At 55.5% G+C, this 18,329-nt stretch carries 12 protein-coding genes; 10 read left to right on the forward strand and 2 right to left on the reverse strand.

Annotated features, from left to right (window positions below; all coding sequences use genetic code 11):
- The first annotated feature begins 207 nt into the window (after positions 1–207).
- From HY30_RS07735 to HY30_RS07755, 5 genes are read left to right on the forward strand one after another with little or no spacing between them, the layout of a single operon-like run.
- On the forward strand, positions 208–1,083 hold the full coding sequence (locus HY30_RS07735; protein WP_034738738.1) for an ABC transporter permease: 876 nt from the start codon (positions 208–210) through the stop codon (positions 1,081–1,083).
- A gap of 2 nt (positions 1,084–1,085) precedes the next feature.
- Complete coding sequence (locus tag HY30_RS19175; RefSeq protein ID WP_051615090.1) at positions 1,086–2,399, forward strand: ABC transporter ATP-binding protein; 1,314 nt, start codon at positions 1,086–1,088, stop codon at positions 2,397–2,399.
- Positions 2,399–4,153 (forward strand): methyltransferase domain-containing protein, encoded by a 1,755-nt coding sequence (locus tag HY30_RS07745; RefSeq protein ID WP_034738741.1) that lies wholly within the window; start codon positions 2,399–2,401, stop codon positions 4,151–4,153. The genes HY30_RS19175 and HY30_RS07745 overlap by 1 nt, the downstream gene beginning before the upstream one ends.
- A 41-nt stretch (positions 4,154–4,194) precedes the next feature.
- Positions 4,195–4,875, forward strand: a complete 681-nt coding sequence (locus HY30_RS19180; protein ID WP_081812116.1) for an O-methyltransferase — start codon at positions 4,195–4,197, stop codon at positions 4,873–4,875.
- Positions 4,876–4,903: 28 nt separating this feature from the next.
- Positions 4,904–5,839, forward strand: a complete 936-nt coding sequence (locus HY30_RS07755; RefSeq protein ID WP_051615094.1) for a Gfo/Idh/MocA family protein — start codon at positions 4,904–4,906, stop codon at positions 5,837–5,839.
- A gap of 4 nt (positions 5,840–5,843) precedes the next feature.
- Here HY30_RS07755 and HY30_RS19185 read toward each other — a convergent pair whose 3' ends face one another.
- Both HY30_RS19185 and HY30_RS07770 read right to left on the reverse strand, forming a co-directional pair.
- A complete protein-coding gene (locus HY30_RS19185) occupies positions 5,844–12,179 on the reverse strand; it encodes an FkbM family methyltransferase (RefSeq protein WP_051615096.1) in 6,336 nt (2,111 codons plus the stop codon).
- A 252-nt stretch (positions 12,180–12,431) separates the two neighbouring features.
- Positions 12,432–13,010, reverse strand: coding sequence for a class I SAM-dependent methyltransferase (locus HY30_RS07770; RefSeq protein WP_162176910.1), 579 nt, complete (start codon positions 13,008–13,010; stop codon positions 12,432–12,434).
- Between the two features lie 345 nt (positions 13,011–13,355).
- On the opposite strand from HY30_RS07770, the gene gmd reads away from it, so the two are divergent.
- The 5 genes from gmd (at position 13,356) to HY30_RS07795 (ending at position 18,259) form a co-directional block, all read left to right on the forward strand.
- Positions 13,356–14,426, forward strand: a complete 1,071-nt coding sequence (gmd, locus tag HY30_RS07775) for a GDP-mannose 4,6-dehydratase (protein ID WP_034738745.1) — start codon at positions 13,356–13,358, stop codon at positions 14,424–14,426.
- Between the two features lie 44 nt (positions 14,427–14,470).
- Complete coding sequence (locus HY30_RS07780) at positions 14,471–15,247, forward strand: putative capsular polysaccharide synthesis family protein (RefSeq protein WP_034738746.1); 777 nt, start codon at positions 14,471–14,473, stop codon at positions 15,245–15,247.
- Between the two features lie 38 nt (positions 15,248–15,285).
- Positions 15,286–16,032 (forward strand): putative capsular polysaccharide synthesis family protein, encoded by a 747-nt coding sequence (locus tag HY30_RS07785; RefSeq protein ID WP_034738748.1) that lies wholly within the window; start codon positions 15,286–15,288, stop codon positions 16,030–16,032.
- Between the two features lie 87 nt (positions 16,033–16,119).
- On the forward strand, positions 16,120–17,058 hold the full coding sequence (gene fcl, locus HY30_RS07790; RefSeq protein WP_034738750.1) for a GDP-L-fucose synthase: 939 nt from the start codon (positions 16,120–16,122) through the stop codon (positions 17,056–17,058).
- A 238-nt stretch (positions 17,059–17,296) separates the two neighbouring features.
- Positions 17,297–18,259 (forward strand): glycosyltransferase family 2 protein, encoded by a 963-nt coding sequence (locus HY30_RS07795; protein ID WP_034738752.1) that lies wholly within the window; start codon positions 17,297–17,299, stop codon positions 18,257–18,259.
- Positions 18,260–18,329: the final 70 nt, after the last annotated feature.

Raw genomic sequence — 18,329 nt, forward strand, 5'->3', positions numbered from 1 at the left:
GATGCGGGAGCCATGGGTTGCCTTGGACAATTGGAGTCGCCCTGCTTTTGCGCGGCTACGCTTGTGGCGTCAATGTGCGCAAGCTGTTTGCGGGTGGCGATGCCTGGCCGAGTGCTGACGGCATCTGTTGACACGATCAACCCGGTCGGGCACGTCCGAAGTACGATATTGACTGCCTCTTGAATCGTTAGCGAACGGTCTGAAAACATGAAAATAGATCGTTCAGAGCGGATTGATGAGCGTCATTCGGCTGTGCGCACCTATGTTCCAGACGCCCGTTTTTCTGCCACGTCATACGAGGCGATCCGCGCGCTTTTCAAGGAAGTTTGGGGCTATCGCTCGCATGTCGCAAACATGTTCAGCAGCGATTTCCGCAGTAGTTATCGTGGCACGATGTTTGGCATTTTCTGGAACTTTGCCCTGCCGCTGGTGCCGCTGACCGTCTATATCTTCCTCGTCAACCTACGCGTGTTTCCGCGGCATGACGGGCTGGCACCGGCCATCTTCATTGGCTTCAACGTTACGATATGGTCCCTGATGACGGGCATGATTACTCGCCCGATCCAGGTGCTTAAGAGCCGCAACAAGGAGTCGATGAAGACTTCCCTGCCCATTTCCGTGTCGATCGCGGCGTCCTTCGGACAGCTCTGTTTCGATACGCTGGTTCGGCTCGGCCTGCTGGTCCTCATGATGATCTATTTCGCGCAGTGGCCGCACCTCAATATATTCGGTTTCGCCGGAGCCTTGCTCGTCGGGATGGTGTTTTCCCTGTCGCTTGGACTCATCCTGGCGGTTTTCAATGTAATCATTCCGGATACGTCTCGTGTGGTGACGATCCTGCTGCAGTACGGTATCTTCATGAGCGGCGTGATCTTTCCGCTAACGTCGCTTGGCGGACTGGTTGTTCTTGAAAAGATCAACCCGTTTGCTGCGGTCATCAAATCATCGCGAGACTTCTTGTTCACAGGCAGGCATTCGGATTCGATTGTCCTGCTGATATGGGGCGGTATTGCATTCATATTATTCATGATTGCGATGCGCTTCTTCTACGTGATGGAGCGCCGCATTAGAGGCATCGATTGAATATGACAGAACCCTTCGATTCCGAACTGCCGTTGATGCAGGTAAAGAGCCTAGGAAAGCTTTATGCCCGCAAGACAAGCGATACCCGGCGACGTATGTCCCGGATGGCGCGAAACGCCTTCTGGAATATTGGGAAGCCTGGCACAGCCCAGATATCGGGCAGTGAATTCTGGGCTGTACAGGATGTTTCGTTCGATCTGAAGCGCGGCGAAGCAATCGGGATTATCGGGCTCAATGGGTCGGGCAAAACCACGCTCTTGCGTATCCTGGCGGGGCAGCTGCTTCCTGATCAGGGAGAGGTCATGATCCGCGGAACGTCAGCCGCCATGATCGATCTGCAAGCCGGATTTCAGCCGAAGGCCAGTGGTCGTGAGAACATATATCTTCGCGCTGCCGCCCTTGGCTTCCGGCGGTCCGAAACGGCCGCTCGGGTCCAGGAAATCATTGATTTTTCCGAACTCGAACATGCGATTGACGCGCCGCTTGCCAGCTATTCTTCCGGGATGAAGATGCGGCTTGCTTTCTCGGTCATGGCCATGGTGGCGCCGGAAGTTTTGATCATTGACGAGGTTCTTGCCGTCGGCGACTTCCGGTTCCGACAGAAGAGTCTCGCCAAGGTTCGCGAGATGCGCGCCAAGAGCGCATTTGTCTTCGTTTCGCACTCCATGGGCGACGTAGGGCGCTTCTGTGATAGAGTCATGGTTATGCACAAGGGAAAGGTCGTTTTTTCCGGCGAGCCCGATGCCGCCATCGCTTATTTCCAGACCCTTGAACAGAATACGACAGTCGCCCCTGAAAAGTCTAAATCGCTTATTCCTGCGCCGGTTTCCCGACCGGACATGATCTCGGATTTCGAGTTTGAATGGCTTGATGCGGCCGGATCTGAGCCGGCCGCTTTCATGGAGGGTGATGCCTTTGGGTTGCGTGTCTCGTTCGTTCTAAAGTACACGCCGCGCAACCTGATCGTCGGCGTACCGATCTACGATGCCGACGGAAATGTTTTGGCGGGCCTGGCGACAGACGCCGACGGCAGGAAGCTGGAGGCTGAAGCGGGCCAGCGCGTTGTTCTTGAAATGAAGGCGTCCGATGTCGTGCTTGTGCCTGGACAGTACCGCGCGGCGATTGGCATCACCGACGGGACCGAATTCATGTTCATGGCTGAACTTTCCGATTTCCTTGTTCGCCATGTCGGACGCAAGAGCTGGGGCGTTGTCTCAATTCCCTTCAAATGGAGCTACTCAGTTGACGGCGTCGCGAAAAACAAACCATTGCAGCGCACCGTGAATTCTCTGTTTTCCAAGCGGGCAGATCACTGATGGGCGATGAAGTAAAAATCAATGCCCGAATGCGCGACCGGTTTACGGACATGTCCCGTACGGAGCTTGCGGAGCTCATGCAGAAGGAATCCTTCTTTCATGACATGTTGCTTGATGACGGGATTCGCACGGGATCATGGGTTTACGAAGACAACTACCCCGCCAACTATCACTTGTGGCCACTGTTTGATGCGCTGAACCATATCGATCTTGAGGGCCTGACATGCCTGGATGTCGGTACGTTCGACGGAATGATTGCATTCATCATGGCGGCAAAGGGCGCTGCACGTGTCGATGCGACTTGCCAGTACGATCTTGATCGCTTCAGGCAGGTGCGAGCTTATCAAGGGTATAAAAACCTCGCTTACCATCCTGCGACCGACCTCAAAAAGATATCGCAGACTTTCAAACCTGCTAGCCACGATATCGTGGTCATGTCCGCGATGCTTCATCACCTGACTTCGCCCTTCGATGCGTTTCTCGAGGCGCGCCGCCTGTTGCGCCGTGACGGGTATTTCCTGGTCGAGAGCATCGTGATGGAAGGGGAGCAGGCGTCGCTCCTGTTGAATACGGAACTGGAACAACCGGTATATGGTGCGCCAACCCTGTTTATTCCGACGGCTGATGCCGTACGGGGAATGCTTCGACTTGCCAGTTTCGATATTGTCTCGGAAACGCACCTTCTTGGCGGCCGTATTGCCAGGGAACCCAATTACGACCGAATGACATTCCTTGCGCGCGCCAGCCGCCCGTCGGATGTGTCGGATCGAAATGCGAAAACCGAAGAAATTCAGACCAAATCGCCTAAGATGGGCGACCTGGATTTTTCGTCATTGGAGGCAGATAAGACCAAGGGCTCGACGATTGTTTTCAAAGGCTCGAAGAAACGAAAGATCAATATTTGGACGGATCCTATATCCTGTCTGTTGCAACCCGACAGCAGGACGCCAGCGGGTGCTCCGTTCGATACTCGATTTGCCGTAGCACGCGAGAAGGACTTCCTCAGACTGGCCAGCATCCATTCCAGCGATGCGTTTACCTGGGACGACGTTTATCTGCTCGGCGCCATGCACCCGGGAGAGACGATGCCAGAGGGCATGGAGTGGAGTCTCAAGCAGCTGGGCAATCTCTATGTGCTCGATTACATAAGGAATCTGGGGCTCTCGAAGGTTTTGGAAGTTGGTCAGGGATTCAATTTGTACTTTCCGCGCCATCTGCCGGATTGGTGTGATTATGCAGGGATCGACACGGCCGGCTTTTACAATGCGAACGTTCTGGCGCTGGCAGACCGAGGCCGAGACCCTTCAGCAATCGTGGATGGACTTCTGGGCCAGAGTGAAGGCCTCCTGCCAAGCGGCGCTTTTGATGCCTGCATCTCGGTTTCAGTTCTGGAACATGTTCCTGGTCCGGATGTGAAAAAAGTCTGTGAAGACATGCTGCGTGTCCTCAAGCCTGGTGGCTGGGCCGTGCATTCAATCGACACAAATATTGAGCGCATCGAGAAAATCAGCAAATTGTGGTTGGGCTCCTTGCAAGCTGCGGGTTTCGAAGTTGATCCCACGGGTGTCGATGAGCGGATCGGTGGCCAATTGCCTCACCCGACTGAGGACACCATGTTCCTTGAGCCCTTGTCCATTCGCGCGCGTTACACCAAGGGCTTCAGGAAAACCGTATGGGGCGATCCAGAGGGTGTGGACCGGTCGCTCAAACACATGACAACCATGCTTGTGGCCGCTCGCAAACCCCAATCCTAGAGCCCGTTTTCCCTTCGCTGAGCTAACGAGAGACCTTCCGCATGAACCCACCCGTCTATCATCGAATGTTTGGCTACGATGTTGCACGTTTGCCTAATGCACACTTGGCAAGTCTTGAGCGCGGCGTGTCGTGTATTGAGGATGCGCGGCCGCGCACTGGCGCGACCATCGGTTATCCCGGGTGGGGTTTCATCTATCATCTGCTGCTGTCACATCTGGATCGGAACAGGAAAGAGGTCCTGATTGAAACCGGGACGAATGAGGGCTGTACGACGATCATTCTTGCCCAAGCACTCGTGGATGCCGGCGTGAAGGGGCACGTCCATACGTTCGAGCTCGAAGAGACCAATATCGCCAAGGCGCGCCAAAATCTTGAACTGGGTGGTGTGGCCGACCGCGTCACGCTGCATCAGGGCAGTGTGCATGACACGTTTGGACCTGCACTGAAGGACCTTGGCAAGGTCAGATTCGCCTTTCTTGATGCATCACACCTCGTGAAGGATGTGATGTTCGAGTTTGAAACCCTGCTGCCATATCTGACACCTGACGCCATTGTTCTTTTCGACAATACATACAGGATTGCCGAGCCTCACGAGGATCAGCGCGTCAACGGCGCCCTGGGCGTGATCCTTGAAAAGCATGGTGGAAACCTGATCAATCTCGAGCATGTTTCGTGGTTCACGCCGGGCCTTGCCATGTGGCAACGAAAGCCGAAACTCTAGCGGCAAGTCTGCGATCATCAGGATAGCCATGACGATAAAGCGACCCATCAGGATTGGAATCGTCGGCTTTGGAAAGATCGCGCGTGACCAGCATGTTTCGGCCATCCGGAACAATCCGTCATTTGAGCTAACCGCACTCATCAGCCGGAGCCCCCCTGGCGGCGACGTGCCTGCATTTACCAGCCTTGAGGAAGCCTTTGCCGCAGGCCTCGATCTGGACGCGGTTGCCATCTGTACGCCGCCCGACGTTCGATTGGCGCAGTGCCGCGTAGCCAGTGAGCACGGTTGCGCGATCCTGCTGGAGAAACCGCCAGCTGTGACTGCTGGCGATGCCCTGGCACTAAAACGGATGGCAGATGAGGCCGGTGTGCCGATCTTTGCGAGCTGGCACTCCAGGTTTGCGCCGATGATCGCTCAGGCAATGGCTTGGAGCGAGAAACATTCCCTCCGCCGAGGACAGATAAATTGGCATGAAGATGCGCGCAAATGGCATCCGGGACAGGAGTGGCTCTGGCGGCAGGGCGGGTTTGGTGTGTTTGACCCTGGTATCAACGCGCTGTCGATTTTGACCGCTCTGTATCCTTTACCATGGAGCGTTTCAGGCTCCCATTTCGACGTGCCGGAAAATGTCGAGATGCCACTTAGTGCGTGCTTTACGCTTCATGCAGGCGAAGCGCGTATGGAGGCAGCGTTGGACTTCCGTGTGACAGCGGAAGAGGTCTGGTCCATTCACCTTGAGGCGGAGGGCGGAGAAACCCTGGACCTCTCCGAAGGTGGCGCGGCCCTTTGCATAAACAACGGGCCTATCTCGCGCGCTGAAAGCAGAGAGTATGCAGGCCTGTATCAGCAGTTCGCCGAACTTATACGCACCGGCGAGAGTGATTTTGATACATCACCCCTCGAAATCGCCGAGGCAGCATTTGCCTCGGCGAAGATCACAAAAGTTTCTCCAATCGAGATCTGAGGATCTAGTCAGCAGCTGTCGGATCGGTTTCGACTTTTGTCACAGGCTTGCGCGTGCGCGGCTTGGATGTCGCGGCGGGTTTGCGCGCTTCAGCCGCTGCCTTCACAACCCGGAACACGCACGTGCGCCAGCTTGCACCCACGCGCGTGATGTATTCCACGTCAGCCAGCTCTGAATCGACATATTCCTGCACATCCGGCCAGTCCGGCGAACCATAATCATCAAAAATGATATAGCCGCCAAGCTTCACAAACTGGGCGTAATTCTCGAAGTCCGTCTTGACCCCTGCATAGGAATGGTCGGCGTCGATCACCAGGACATCATACTGACGCTTGCCGGCATCTAGGATGGCTTCGGTTTCCGTGCTGAGGCGCTTGACCAGCGTGAATTGGTCTTCCGTCATGCCGACGCGGGCCAGGTTGCGGCGCAGCGTGTTCTCGTCAATCGGCTGGCCTGTCAGGATGTCGGCCTGGCTGGCATTGTAATAGCCTTCGAGAGGATCCAGCAGCGTGAAGTGGATTTGCTCATAATGATTGGCGAGCGAATCGAACATGATCGCCGCGCCAGTTCCGAACAAGGTCCCGATTTCGAGCACATCAATACGCTCGCCCTTGACGGCACGGGCCACAAGGGAGCGCAGGATGACATCCTCGATCGACGTCGCGAGGCGACCGTCAAGCTGGCGCTCGATCTCGCATGCGCGGTTCGCCATGTAACCGACGACAGCATTGCTGATCGGCACGGACAGGCGCTTGCGCCACTCTGATTCGAGCAGTTTGATATGGTCCGCCGAGAGACGGCGATTGAAGCGTTGGTACCAAGTGGCGTTGTTGAATTGCGACCACTTTCCAAGTTCGGAAACATTATTCTCAAGCGAGACTATCCGAGTGGTCAGCCTTTCGGTCAGGGCGTCATTAACGGCGGCAAGCGCAGCGCGACCGATAGCACGATTATCGAGCGCCTCGAGATTGGCTGTCAGCGTCTCGACTGACGCCTCGCCATTTGTGACGCGCTCATCGATTGCGGCCACAAGCTGGTTCATCTGCTTGCGCAGGGAATTGAGGCGTTCGATTTCTTCGAGCGCACCATCAACTTTCGCCGAAGCGCTGTCAGCCGCTTTTTTCAGGTTATCGACCCTTCGGCGCTCGGCGACGCCTGCTGCCCTCACGGCCTCGATACGCGGCATGATCGTGTCACGCATTGCGCTGTCCACGAACTCCTGCGTGGCGGTGAGGGCGCTCTTTGCCATCAGCGTTTGTGCGGTCGAAAGACGCTCGCGAAGCTGGTTCGATTCGCGGCGCAGTGCATTGACTTCCAGATGTAGCGATTCGGCATGGGCATGAGACCGGAAGGCGACATAAACCAGTACCACCGACAGAAGCCCTCCGGCGGTCGCTGTTACGATCCAGGGGCGATAGGCCGACAGTGACGGCAAGATCAGCGCAGTCACAAACAATGCCGCCAGAATCAAAAGCGGCAACATAAGGACGCGGCGCGAGACTATATGAGCTGAGGCACGGCGCGCAAAACGCAGAAGGCTATAGAGGCGGGGAGACATCTCATGAATTCGCTGCGCGAAATTGCGATACCAGAGCGGCTTTGCGGTCGTTTCCTCCGCAACCGGCAATGTGTTTGAAGTAGGCTTCTTCAACATTTGTTGGCGACTTTCCGTTTTTTTGTTTTTGTCGGGTCTTGATGCTGATTTTTCTTTTGGATGCGGCGCAGGTGGATTCCGAAATGCGACAAGTTCATCAAAGGCGTTTGCGACAGCCTCGTAGCCAGGGTCTTCGCGGAAGGCCAGAAAATTGCCCCACGCATTAGGTGACATGCTGTGGTCATTATAAGGAACAACTCGCCGCCAATCGTGGCCGATTCCATATCGCACAATCGGGTGCCATTCACTTACGTAAACAGCATATCCCCGTTCACGGAGAAATTCAGCCACGTCTCTCCAGGTATGACCAAGCTTTAAGGTCTTGGCATCTTCGAACTCGCACTCGATGACATCGGGTAATACCGTGTCCCATGGCGCCCCTTTGAGGACGTTCAGGTCATAACCTTCGACGTCGATTTTCAGGAAGTCGACCTGGCTAATCGATCGGGATTTGATGACTTCCGTCAGCGTGGTGACATCCACACGGTCAGATTCCGCATGGGTGTCGCGGAACGCGAGTAGGCCGGAAATGCCGGTGCTCTCCGGTGAGCTGAAGAAGCTGATTCCTTCGGCTGTCTCGTTGCTGACAGCCCGCTTATCAATCGTGACATTGTCGACCCCGTCGAACCGCTCCATCAATTTTGAGCGGTTCTTTGTGTCAGGTTCGAAACAATGGATCGACCAGCCGAGCTTGTGGAAATAGGCAGCCGATGTGCCGACATGGGCGCCGACGTCCAGCATGGTATGCGTCGGTCCCTTTCGATCCCGATACATATGGGCCACCACAGCGGTCTCATCGACATGTGCGCTCGCGCTGCGGGGCTTGCCTATCATCCGGCTGTCGCGTGCGACAGCCATACGAAGCGCGCCTTCAAACTTATCGCGCAGATGCTCGACGTTGAATTTATCAAAGGCAATTTCCTGGGCCTCAGTACCGAGCCGGAAGCGTTCTTCGGGGGAGACAGCAAGCGCGCGGATGGCGCGGACGACCGCGTCGGCGTCGTTGTTCGTGACTCGGATGCCGCAATCAAGTTCGTTCAGAATCGATATAGTCGCGACATCCGCTGGCCCCACGGCGAGCAGCACAGCGCCGCTGGCGAGGCACTCGGGTAGCTTGTTTGCAACGGAATGCTGTATGTAGGATTTTGACTCAGTGTCGAAATTGTATCCAATAACAACGATGTCAGCGGCCGATAGCCACGCACGGTAGGCCTTCGATTCCAGGTCGGCCACAATGAATTTGGTATGCTTGAGGCCCTTGAAATGCGGCGCCGCAACTCGTTTCCAGAGATCGCGCGTCTTGATCTCAAACGTAATGTCCATGCCTTCCTGCGCGAGCCGCTCAACGGCTTCGGCGACAAGCCGGACTGAGGACAATGTCATGTTTTCCGCGAGGGAGCCTGCATAACGGACGCTGAGGGGCACGTCAGACTTTTGCATTACAGGTTTTGGCCATTCGCTTACGTCGACACCATTTGCCACCGAGATGAAGCGGAATCCGTACCGCTCGGCGAAGGCTTCAGACATGGCATCGCTGATTGAGAAGCGCACCGACGAAAGGTCGAGCAGGCTCCGCCATTGGGCATCAAGCTGTTTGAACGCATCGGGGTCATCAAGCTCAAGCGCGGCGGGCCAGTCGTCCATGATCCACGTCACAAGCGGCAGGTCGAACTTGGCAATCAGGCGCATCGCCTTCTTGTGCAGGATATCCGTCCGGGGCGTTGGTCGGTAAATGATGAGATCGGGCGCGAAGGCCTCGACAGCCTCGTCGATCGCGCGGCCGTCGGAGCGTAGCGGATCGCTAAATTCCGTCGTCCGCCCATTGTAAGTTAGACCGACACTGGTGCCCCCACTCATATGCAATTGCATCAGCCGGTTTGCCGGCCAGTCGGCGAAAAGTGTTGCCTTGAGTTCCCCGGTCGCCGAACCATCAGCGATCCGTGTCATGTCGATTAACAGGACGCGTGGCAGATCGGCCTTATCGGAAAAGACGTCGGCATAGTTGGCGCGCGGAAACACTTCAAGCTTGCCGCCTACAGTCGCGTTGATGATCTTGATACCACGCGCATCACAGGCCTGCCGGGCCTCTTCGTAAGCCTCCAGCATGATATCGACATTCGGTTCGTGCCAGCGCTTTCCCTTACCAAAATAATCCGGGTGGAAATGGTTTGGGTCATCGGACGCCATATCCAATTCCTTCACCCGGCTTTCGCCTGCGAGTTTGGCATCCTTTGGAATGTGGTAGCTTGCATCCACGCCAATCAAATAAATCTCGTCAAACCCGAGATAGGCAGCCAACTGCATGCAAGTGAAGGTGACTGTACCGCCCGCGTAGGTATGCGCGTCGGCCTTGAAAGAAAAATCAAAACCGAGCGGGAAGCTGACGCGTTTGCGGTGGTCGAAGAAGACAGTCTTGTCATCGGGTTCGAGGACATAACGCAGGTGGGCCGGGAACAGTTTTGTCGGCCCGTGCATGGCATTGATCTCGTCGGCGCGGTCCTCGGCGACAAGATGGTCTTCAACCACATAATAGGTTGGCTCCCAGTCGAGATCCGGCATCTTCAGGAAGAAGCCGTTCATGGCGAAGGTCACCTCGTCTCGCAGGAGCGAAAGGTCGGTATGCTTCAGGCTCGGGCCGTTTCCGATGATGAAGCAGCGCCGCGCCTTGCGCTTAGCTTTGAGGGCTTGAAGTCGTGGCCGGTAAATCTTGTCGAGTTCGCCATTGAAGAGGGCTTTGACCTTGGTGAGGCCTTCAAGCTGTGCAGCAGGAGGGATTTGCGCGGTTGGTAGAAAGATTGGATCACGGAGGTCTTGCGGTAGTTTGGCTATGAGCCGGTCGAGTTTCTTCTGCGTCTTGATCTCGTTTGCGTCGAGCGCTTTGGTATCAGGAGCCGTTTGCGCCATCGCGGCTATTTCCGTTGCGAGATCGCCGCGGCGGAAGACCTCCAGGCGTCCGCCGACCGTGCAGTTGACCATCTCGCGGCCAGCGGCGTCGAACGATTTGCGTGCCAGCTCGTACATGGCCTCCATGTTGTCGGTATCTGCTGCCTGCCAGACCTTGTCCTTGAAATAGCGGGGGTCGAAGTGGTTCTCGTCGTCCTCGTCCTGCTTGATCAGATCGCCTTCCTTCACGCTCTGCGGCTGCACATACGAGTGATCAAAGCCGACGAGCAGGACCTTCTTGTACCCGAGCGCGAAAGCGAGCTGCATGTTGAAGAAGCTGACGGTCGAGCGCCAGGAGAACACGCCGTCGAGTGATTCATTGAACATCGGACGGACGACGGCCTCAACGAATGCGGTCTCGTCCGTTTCGTTCAGGTCGTTCGAGAGCCAGATCGGAAAGACCTTGGGTTTGCGTGCATTGTTGAAATCGACACGGCCTTGCTGGGCGACAAGGTTGTTCGTGATTGTCAGGATCGTCGCCAGCTCGAACAGCTGAGGGTTCAGCGTCGCGAAATTCGAGATGATGACATCGGCGTCTTTCAGGAGCGACAGGTCCGTCTGGTTCAGGCTTGGGCCATTTCCGACGATGACGCATACATCGCGGCGCCATTTCGATAATGAGGCCAGTTTGCGAACGCCGCGCTCCTTTGCATCGTGGTACCAGTTGGCATCGAAGCAGCGGTGGAAATTGTCAGTGACGTTATAGGACCGGTAGGGATAACCCTTCGAGTCTGTTGCATCCATTACGTGCCAGGCTGGCCGCTTGTGCGCGTCGGGCTCGGGACTGGTTGTTTCCAAGCCGTCGAGCTCGTCGGCGTTCCAGGCGTATCGGACGAGATCGGGTGCGTGCTTGTGCACGTAGTTCAGGGTCGCGCGCTCTTCCGGTTTGTCGGAAGCTTCCAGCAGGCGCAGCATTTCCTGGGTGACGAAGCGCCGGATGGTGCGATGCGCGTTATCTGATTTCGCGAGCGGGTCAGGCTTGTAATTGTGATTCACGACGCCATCGAGACTGGACGTCAGGTACTCGGCATAACGGTCCAGCCACTTCCAGTGTACGTATCCAAAATAGTTCGCGCACACGCGCATGTGCTCGACGAGGCTTTGATCGCGCCCTTTGCTCGTCTTCATGCCGCCCCACCAGCGATGGTGAGCGAGTGTCTCGTCGAGATAGACCCATTTCAATCCGCTTGTGGCCATGCGGACCCAGTATTCGTAATCCATGCAGTATTCGTACTGCTCGGATGGACCGCCGATTTTCTCGAATACGGATCGGCGCATGAATACACCAGGTTGGACGATGCCGACCTGATAGGCAAAGCTGTCGAGCAACGCGTCCTGGTTGGGATTCACGTAGCCGTTCCGAAGGAACTTGCCTTCTTCATCCACGAAGTCGACCTTACCGTAGATGATATCAGCATCAGGGTTCTGTTCGAAGGCGGCAGCAACTTTCTCGAGAATCTGCGGATCGGGATAGAAATCGTCCGAGTTCAACCATGTCATATAGTCGCCCGTGGCTCGGGCGAAGCCTTTGGTGATGCCGTCAGACTGGCCGCGGTCGGGTTCTGCAATCAGGATGATGCCATCGGCAGCTTCGGCTGTTTCGCGGCTCCCATCGGTTGAGCCTGGATCGACAACAATGTGTTCGATATCCGGATGTGTCTGCTCCCGAACCGAAACGAGATTGAAAGGCAGGAATTGCCCTTGATTATACGATGGCGTGACGATGGAAAATTTCTGAGACACTGTTCTAGCTTATCCGGTTCGATTTAAGGCCTTGTGGCAACCAATTTCGGAGCGACGCGCTCGGCGAGCATGCGCCCGGAACTTTCAAGCCTTTTTGGCCGCGTGAAGCTACTGTCATTAGCACCGGCACGGCGAAAAATACCTGTAACGCCTTTTCCAATATTACATCCAGTCGATACTATTTTGGGCAAATGAAAGGCAGACACGTATTGCCTGGACGCAAAACTGTTTCTCCAGGCGGTGTGGGGGCGTTCAGAGCGGTTTGTCGGCGATCAGTTTCAGCGTCACGATCTGGTAGATCGGGCTTGCATGGCGTGATGCTTCCGAAATGCGGGCCCACATCCACATGGTCAGGTCTGAATTGCTCGCCATGTCGCATTTGAACGTACAATCCGGCTCAACGGCAGGTGGCTCGCGCCATTTCAGGCCTGCGTCCTCAATGGCAGAGATCAGGAGACGAATACGCTTCTGCGCTACCGGAAGGGGCTCGTCGCCGAGGGGCAAGTCCACAGCATGGTACATCGTGCCACCGGGCGCCAGGCAGCGCGCCATGTCGGCGAACGCATCCTTGTATTTTTCGAACGGAATATGCTCGACCACAGAGATCGAGAAGACGACATCGACTTCCGGGACATCGGGATGGAACTCTCCCATGAATGTCGGGATGACGGTAACGCCGTCCAGTTCCTTGGGCGCCGTTGGGCCATTGCCCACGCCTTCGAATTTCTCTGCGTTCCAGAGCTTGTTGTCCTTCAGATTCGGCAGGACGCGTGAATTGCCACCGCCGACTTCCAGCAGGCGCTTTCCTTTGGTTCCTGCGAGTTGGGCCATGACCCAGCCGTCCTGAATTCCTTTAAGCGTGTGGTCCTTGCGGACGGCGTGACCTTCAGTGAGGTGCTCAAAATATTCAGTCTTTCGCAGAACATCTAACATTTACAAACCTTTACAGTGGGGCCTTGCCAATCGCACTCAGGGGCGACCCCGTTTGCGAAACCCAAATCAACGTTCTGGCGAGTCCATGGCAAAGCATAATTTCTGGCTTTAGCGCACGCCATACCAACCGCCAATCGTTCTGTGACGCCTTAAATCGTATTCCTGCAAACCTGAACTTGCGCAATGCAAACACTATAGGCCATAAGCCGTCCGACCCTCAGACAAAGCAGAGACGGAATTGGCATGTCAACAAAAACAGCCCTTATTACAGGTATAACAGGGCAGGACGGTGCGTACCTGGCAAGACTGCTGCTCGACAAGGGCTATATTGTGCATGGCGTAAAGCGACGGTCATCATCGTTCAATACAGCCCGCGTCGACGATCTCTATGTCGACCCGCATGAGCGCGATACCCGATTCCACCTTCACTATGGTGACATGACTGATTCGACGAACCTGATTCGTCTGGTGCAGGAGAGCAAACCGGACGAGATTTACAACCTGGCCGCGCAGAGCCACGTGCAGGTCAGCTTCGAAACACCTGAATATACGGGCAATGCGGATGCGCTTGGCACACTCCGCCTACTTGAGGCGATCCGCATTCTCGGTCTCGACAACGCGGTGCGCTTCTATCAGGCATCGACGTCGGAACTGTATGGCAAGGTGCAGGAAGTTCCACAGTCTGAAACAACACCATTTTACCCCCGCAGTCCCTACGCCGCTGCCAAGCTTTATGCCTATTGGATCACAGTGAATTACCGCGAAGCCTACGGTATTCACGCCTCCAACGGCATCCTGTTCAATCACGAAGGCCCAACGCGCGGCGAGACGTTCGTGACGCGCAAGATCACGCGTGCCGTGGCGGCCATCGACAAAGGCCTCCAGCAAACACTGTTCCTGGGCAACCTGGACGCCAAGCGCGACTGGGGCCACGCCCGCGATTACGTCGAAGGCATGTGGCGTATCGTTCAGCATGATGTAGCCGACGATTGGGTGCTGGCGACCGGCGAAACGCATCCGGTGCGAGAGTTTGTGGAGCTGGCCTTTGCCGAATTGGGTCGTACGATCGAATGGCAGGGTACAGGCGTCGACGAGATCGGCCGCGATGCCAAGACCGGCGACGTGCTGGTCAAGATCGATCCGCGCTATTTCCGCCCAACGGAAGTTGATCTCCTGATCGGCGACCCGACCAAGGCAAAGGAGAAGCTCGGCTGGACGCATACAACTAAGTTTGCAGATCTCGTCAGCGAAATGGTTCGTGCCGATGTCGCCCTTGTCGAGCGGGAGTCCTGGCGCAAGGACCGCTCTGCTTAAGGCTACCCCACTCGCTGCAGCAGCAAACAGGACATAACGCCAACATGGATGATCCGGACTTCCTCAAGAAGACCTACATGCAAACCACGTTTGCGCCGCTGATTTTGTACACGATGGGCAAGGTGGCGTCCTCGTCGGTTTCAAATGCGATTCTTGATGCGGGCATTGGATGCTACGACGTGCATTTTTTGGCGCAGGATCGAATTACCAGCCTATTGCAGTCTTTCTTTGCGAATGACGATTTCCCGATTGTCCCGCCGCACATGATCCGGTCGCTGCAGGCATACAATTCGCTGCGGCTGAACAAAGAAGTGAAAGTCATCTCTCTTCTTCGCGAGCCTGTAAGTCGCAATGTGTCGTCGGTATTCCAGAACCTGCCCAAGCGGCTGGCAGGAGACCAGGAAGCGATCCTTGAGAGACTGCGCAGCAACCCCCCGCATTGGCCTGATGTGTGGTTCGAGACAGACTTCATTCCGTCCATGGGCATTGACGTCTTCAATGCAGATATCGACCCGACCAAGGATGTCTTCCGTTTCCGAAACGGCAAGATCGACCTGTTGATCGTCAAGTCGCAGACAGCAGACCGTCGCAAGGAAGCGCTCATAGGCAATTTTCTGGGGACGAAGATTTCCATTACACGTGAAAACGATTCGTCGGACAAATGGTATGGCGAAACCTATTCCGAGGTCATGGCCAATCTGGGCGTGATCGGGTCGGAATATGTTGAGAAGTGCCTCAACTGCCGATACTTCAAAAAGTTCTACTCGCTTGAAGAGCGGCGCCAGACGGCGGCGCTTTATGGTCACACACTTTCGGCCTGATCGGGACTGCACACATAACGGACGGAGCGAATAGCCTGATGGCGAAGGATCTGAACCCTAACATTATCGTATTCACGATGGGCAAAGTCGCTTCAACTGCAGTGGCCCAGTCTCTGCGCGCGGCTGACTTCCAGATTTATGACGTACATGCCCTCGCGCCCCGCAGAATCATGGTGAGGCTGGAAAAGGAGTTTGCCAGCACCGATCGCCAGACTATTCCCATCCATCTGATAAATTCTATCAAGGTCCACAACGACCTTGCACGCTATGGAAAAAGCCGGATTATCAGCCTGATCCGGGAACCGGTCATGAGGAATATCTCTGCAGTATTCCAGAATCTGCCGGAGCGTCTTGCTGATAACTTCGACGAAATTGTTGCCCGGCTGCAACGCTACCAGCCGACGATTCCAGACTTCTGGTTCGAGAATGACTTCATTCCGACGACAGGCATTGATGTGTTTAATGCCACGGTGAATCCCGCAGCCGATCATTTCAGGTTTTCAAATGATAGTTTTGAAGTGCTGATTATGAAGATGGACGCATCTGATAATCGAAAGTCCGAGATCGTTAGCGAGTTCGTCAACAAGGAAGTCGCTGTCATTCGCCAGAATGAAGCGCATGAAAAATGGTATTCGGATGCCTATAGGCAGATAGGGGCGTCACTTGACCTGATGGGGTCAGACTATCTCGAGAAGTGCTTTGCGCTGAAATATTTCAGGACATTCTTTTCTGAGGAAGAACGGACCGCAGTTGCGCGCAAGTTCAACTATCAAGGCGCCATCTGATTACGTCCTTGCCGCCGCAACCTCCACGGCGTCGCCCTATACACCCAGACTAGCCACATCGTTCAAATCGCAGGATCGTATCGCATCATGTTTCAACTCAATAACAAGAGGGTATTTGTCGCCGGCCATCGCGGGATGGTTGGGAGTGCCCTGGTCCGGCGTCTCGAGCGCGAGGATTGCGAAATTCTCACGGCCGGTCGCGATGAACTGAATCTGCTGGATCAGGCGGGTGTGCGGGCATGGATGGCAGACCGGAAGCCGGACGCCGTGATCCTTGCGGCGGCAAAAGTCGGCGGGATCGTGGCAAACGACACCTATCCGGCAGATTTTCTCTACGAGAACCTCGTCATCGAAACCAATGTGATAGAGGCGGCATTCCGGGAGGAGGTGGGAAAGCTGCTCTTTCTCGGATCCTCCTGCATATACCCAAAGTTTGCGCCCCAGCCGATCATGGAAGATTCGCTTTTGAGCGGTCCCCTGGAGCCAACAAATGAGTGGTATGCGATCGCCAAGATTGCCGGTTTGAAGCTTTGCGAAGCCTACCGGCGCCAATATGGTGTGGACTATATCTCTGCCATGCCGACCAATCTCTATGGCCCCGGCGATAACTACCATCCTCAGAACTCCCATGTCATTCCGGCCCTGATCAGGAAGGCACATGAAGCCAAGTTGGCAGGTGCTGCGGCAATGACGATTTGGGGTACCGGAACCCCGCGGCGCGAGTTTCTACATGCCGATGACTGTGCCGACGCCCTCGTACATCTTCTCAAGGTCTATTCGGGAAATGAACACGTCAATGTGGGATCGGGCGAGGATCTTACGATCGCTGAACTCGCTGAAATCGTAATGGATGTGGTCGGTTTCGAAGGTGGGCTGGAGCGGGACCTGACCAAGCCGGATGGAACGCCGCGAAAACTGATGAGCGGGGCCAAGATACGTGACCTTGGCTGGGCGCCACACATTGGCATGCGTGAAGGACTGGCGGACGCATATGGCTGGTTTTCTACACAAAACCAGACCAGATAGCCGAATGGAGCATCCGCAGTGCTTGCTAGTTTTGCGGCGGAACCTGAATGTGTGTGGCCGCGTATTTTAATCTGTGCGCACAATGCCTTAAAACCGTCGCACATGGTGCATATTCATTTGACGGGCGACTCTCCGGGGCGGTAGTTTTCCCCAAGGACAAGAATATAATATTTCGCATTCGGTGAGCAAATTGCTTGGAATGCCGAAAACAGCCAGAAAAGGCTGAAGGGACCGACTGATGGTTGACGTGAGTATAGTGTTCCGGGCGCTCAATGAGGAGCGTTGGTTTGAAGACGCGATCAAGGCTTGCAAGTCCCAGAAGCTGGATGCGTTAACGTCGGAAATTATACTGGTCGATAGTGGCTCGACCGATGGCACGCTTGGCATTGCCGAGCGTCAGGGCTGCAATATCCGCCACATTGGTAAATCGGAATTCACCTTCGGGCGCTCATTGAACTGGGGTTGCGAAGCAGCGGGCGGCCAGTACCTTGTTTTCATTTCGGCGCACTGCATCCCGACGCATGACGGATGGCTCCAAGCGCTGCTCCAGCCGCTGATCGATGGTGAAGCCGATTATACCTATGGCCGCCAGATTGGTGATGTGGGCTCCAACTTTTCCGAGAAGCGCCTGTTCGAGAAGTACTTTCCATCTTTCGACCGCGTTCCGCAGGAAGGCTTCTTTTGCAACAATGCCAACGCCGCGATCCGGAGAGATGTCTGGGCGCGCTACCGATTTGACGAAGAATGCACAGGCCTTGAGGACATGGTTCTGGCACGCCAGATCGTCATGGATGGTGGCAAGATCGGATATGTCGCGTCTGCGCCGGTTGTGCACATACATGACGAGACCCTCGGCCAGACCCGCAAGCGCTATTATCGCGAAGCGTTGACCCTGCGCACGATCATGCCGGAAGTGCATGTGTCTGCCTTTGATGCGTTGCGCTATTTCATTGCTGGCAGCTTGCATGATCTGGGCGCGGCCTGGAGCGAGCGCTCCCTGTTCAAGCACATGTCGGACATCGTTGGGTTCCGCTTCATGCAATATCTCGGCACTTATCGGGGCCATAATGAACATCGCCGCCTGTCGAGGGCACAAAAGGAAGCCTATTTTTATCCGAAGCCGCCCCAGGATGATTCTGGCCACCTGGAGCCGGCCATGCTCGTGCCGGATGAGCGGCGCGTCGTGCGCACGGCTGAATAAACAGCAGGCAAAATAAGTTTCATTTGTAACTTTTTTTGCCTCAGGTGCTTCATTAGCACAAGATCTGGGC

Source organism: Hyphomonas chukchiensis (assembly GCF_000682695.1).
Classification (GTDB): domain Bacteria; phylum Pseudomonadota; class Alphaproteobacteria; order Caulobacterales; family Hyphomonadaceae; genus Hyphomonas; species Hyphomonas chukchiensis.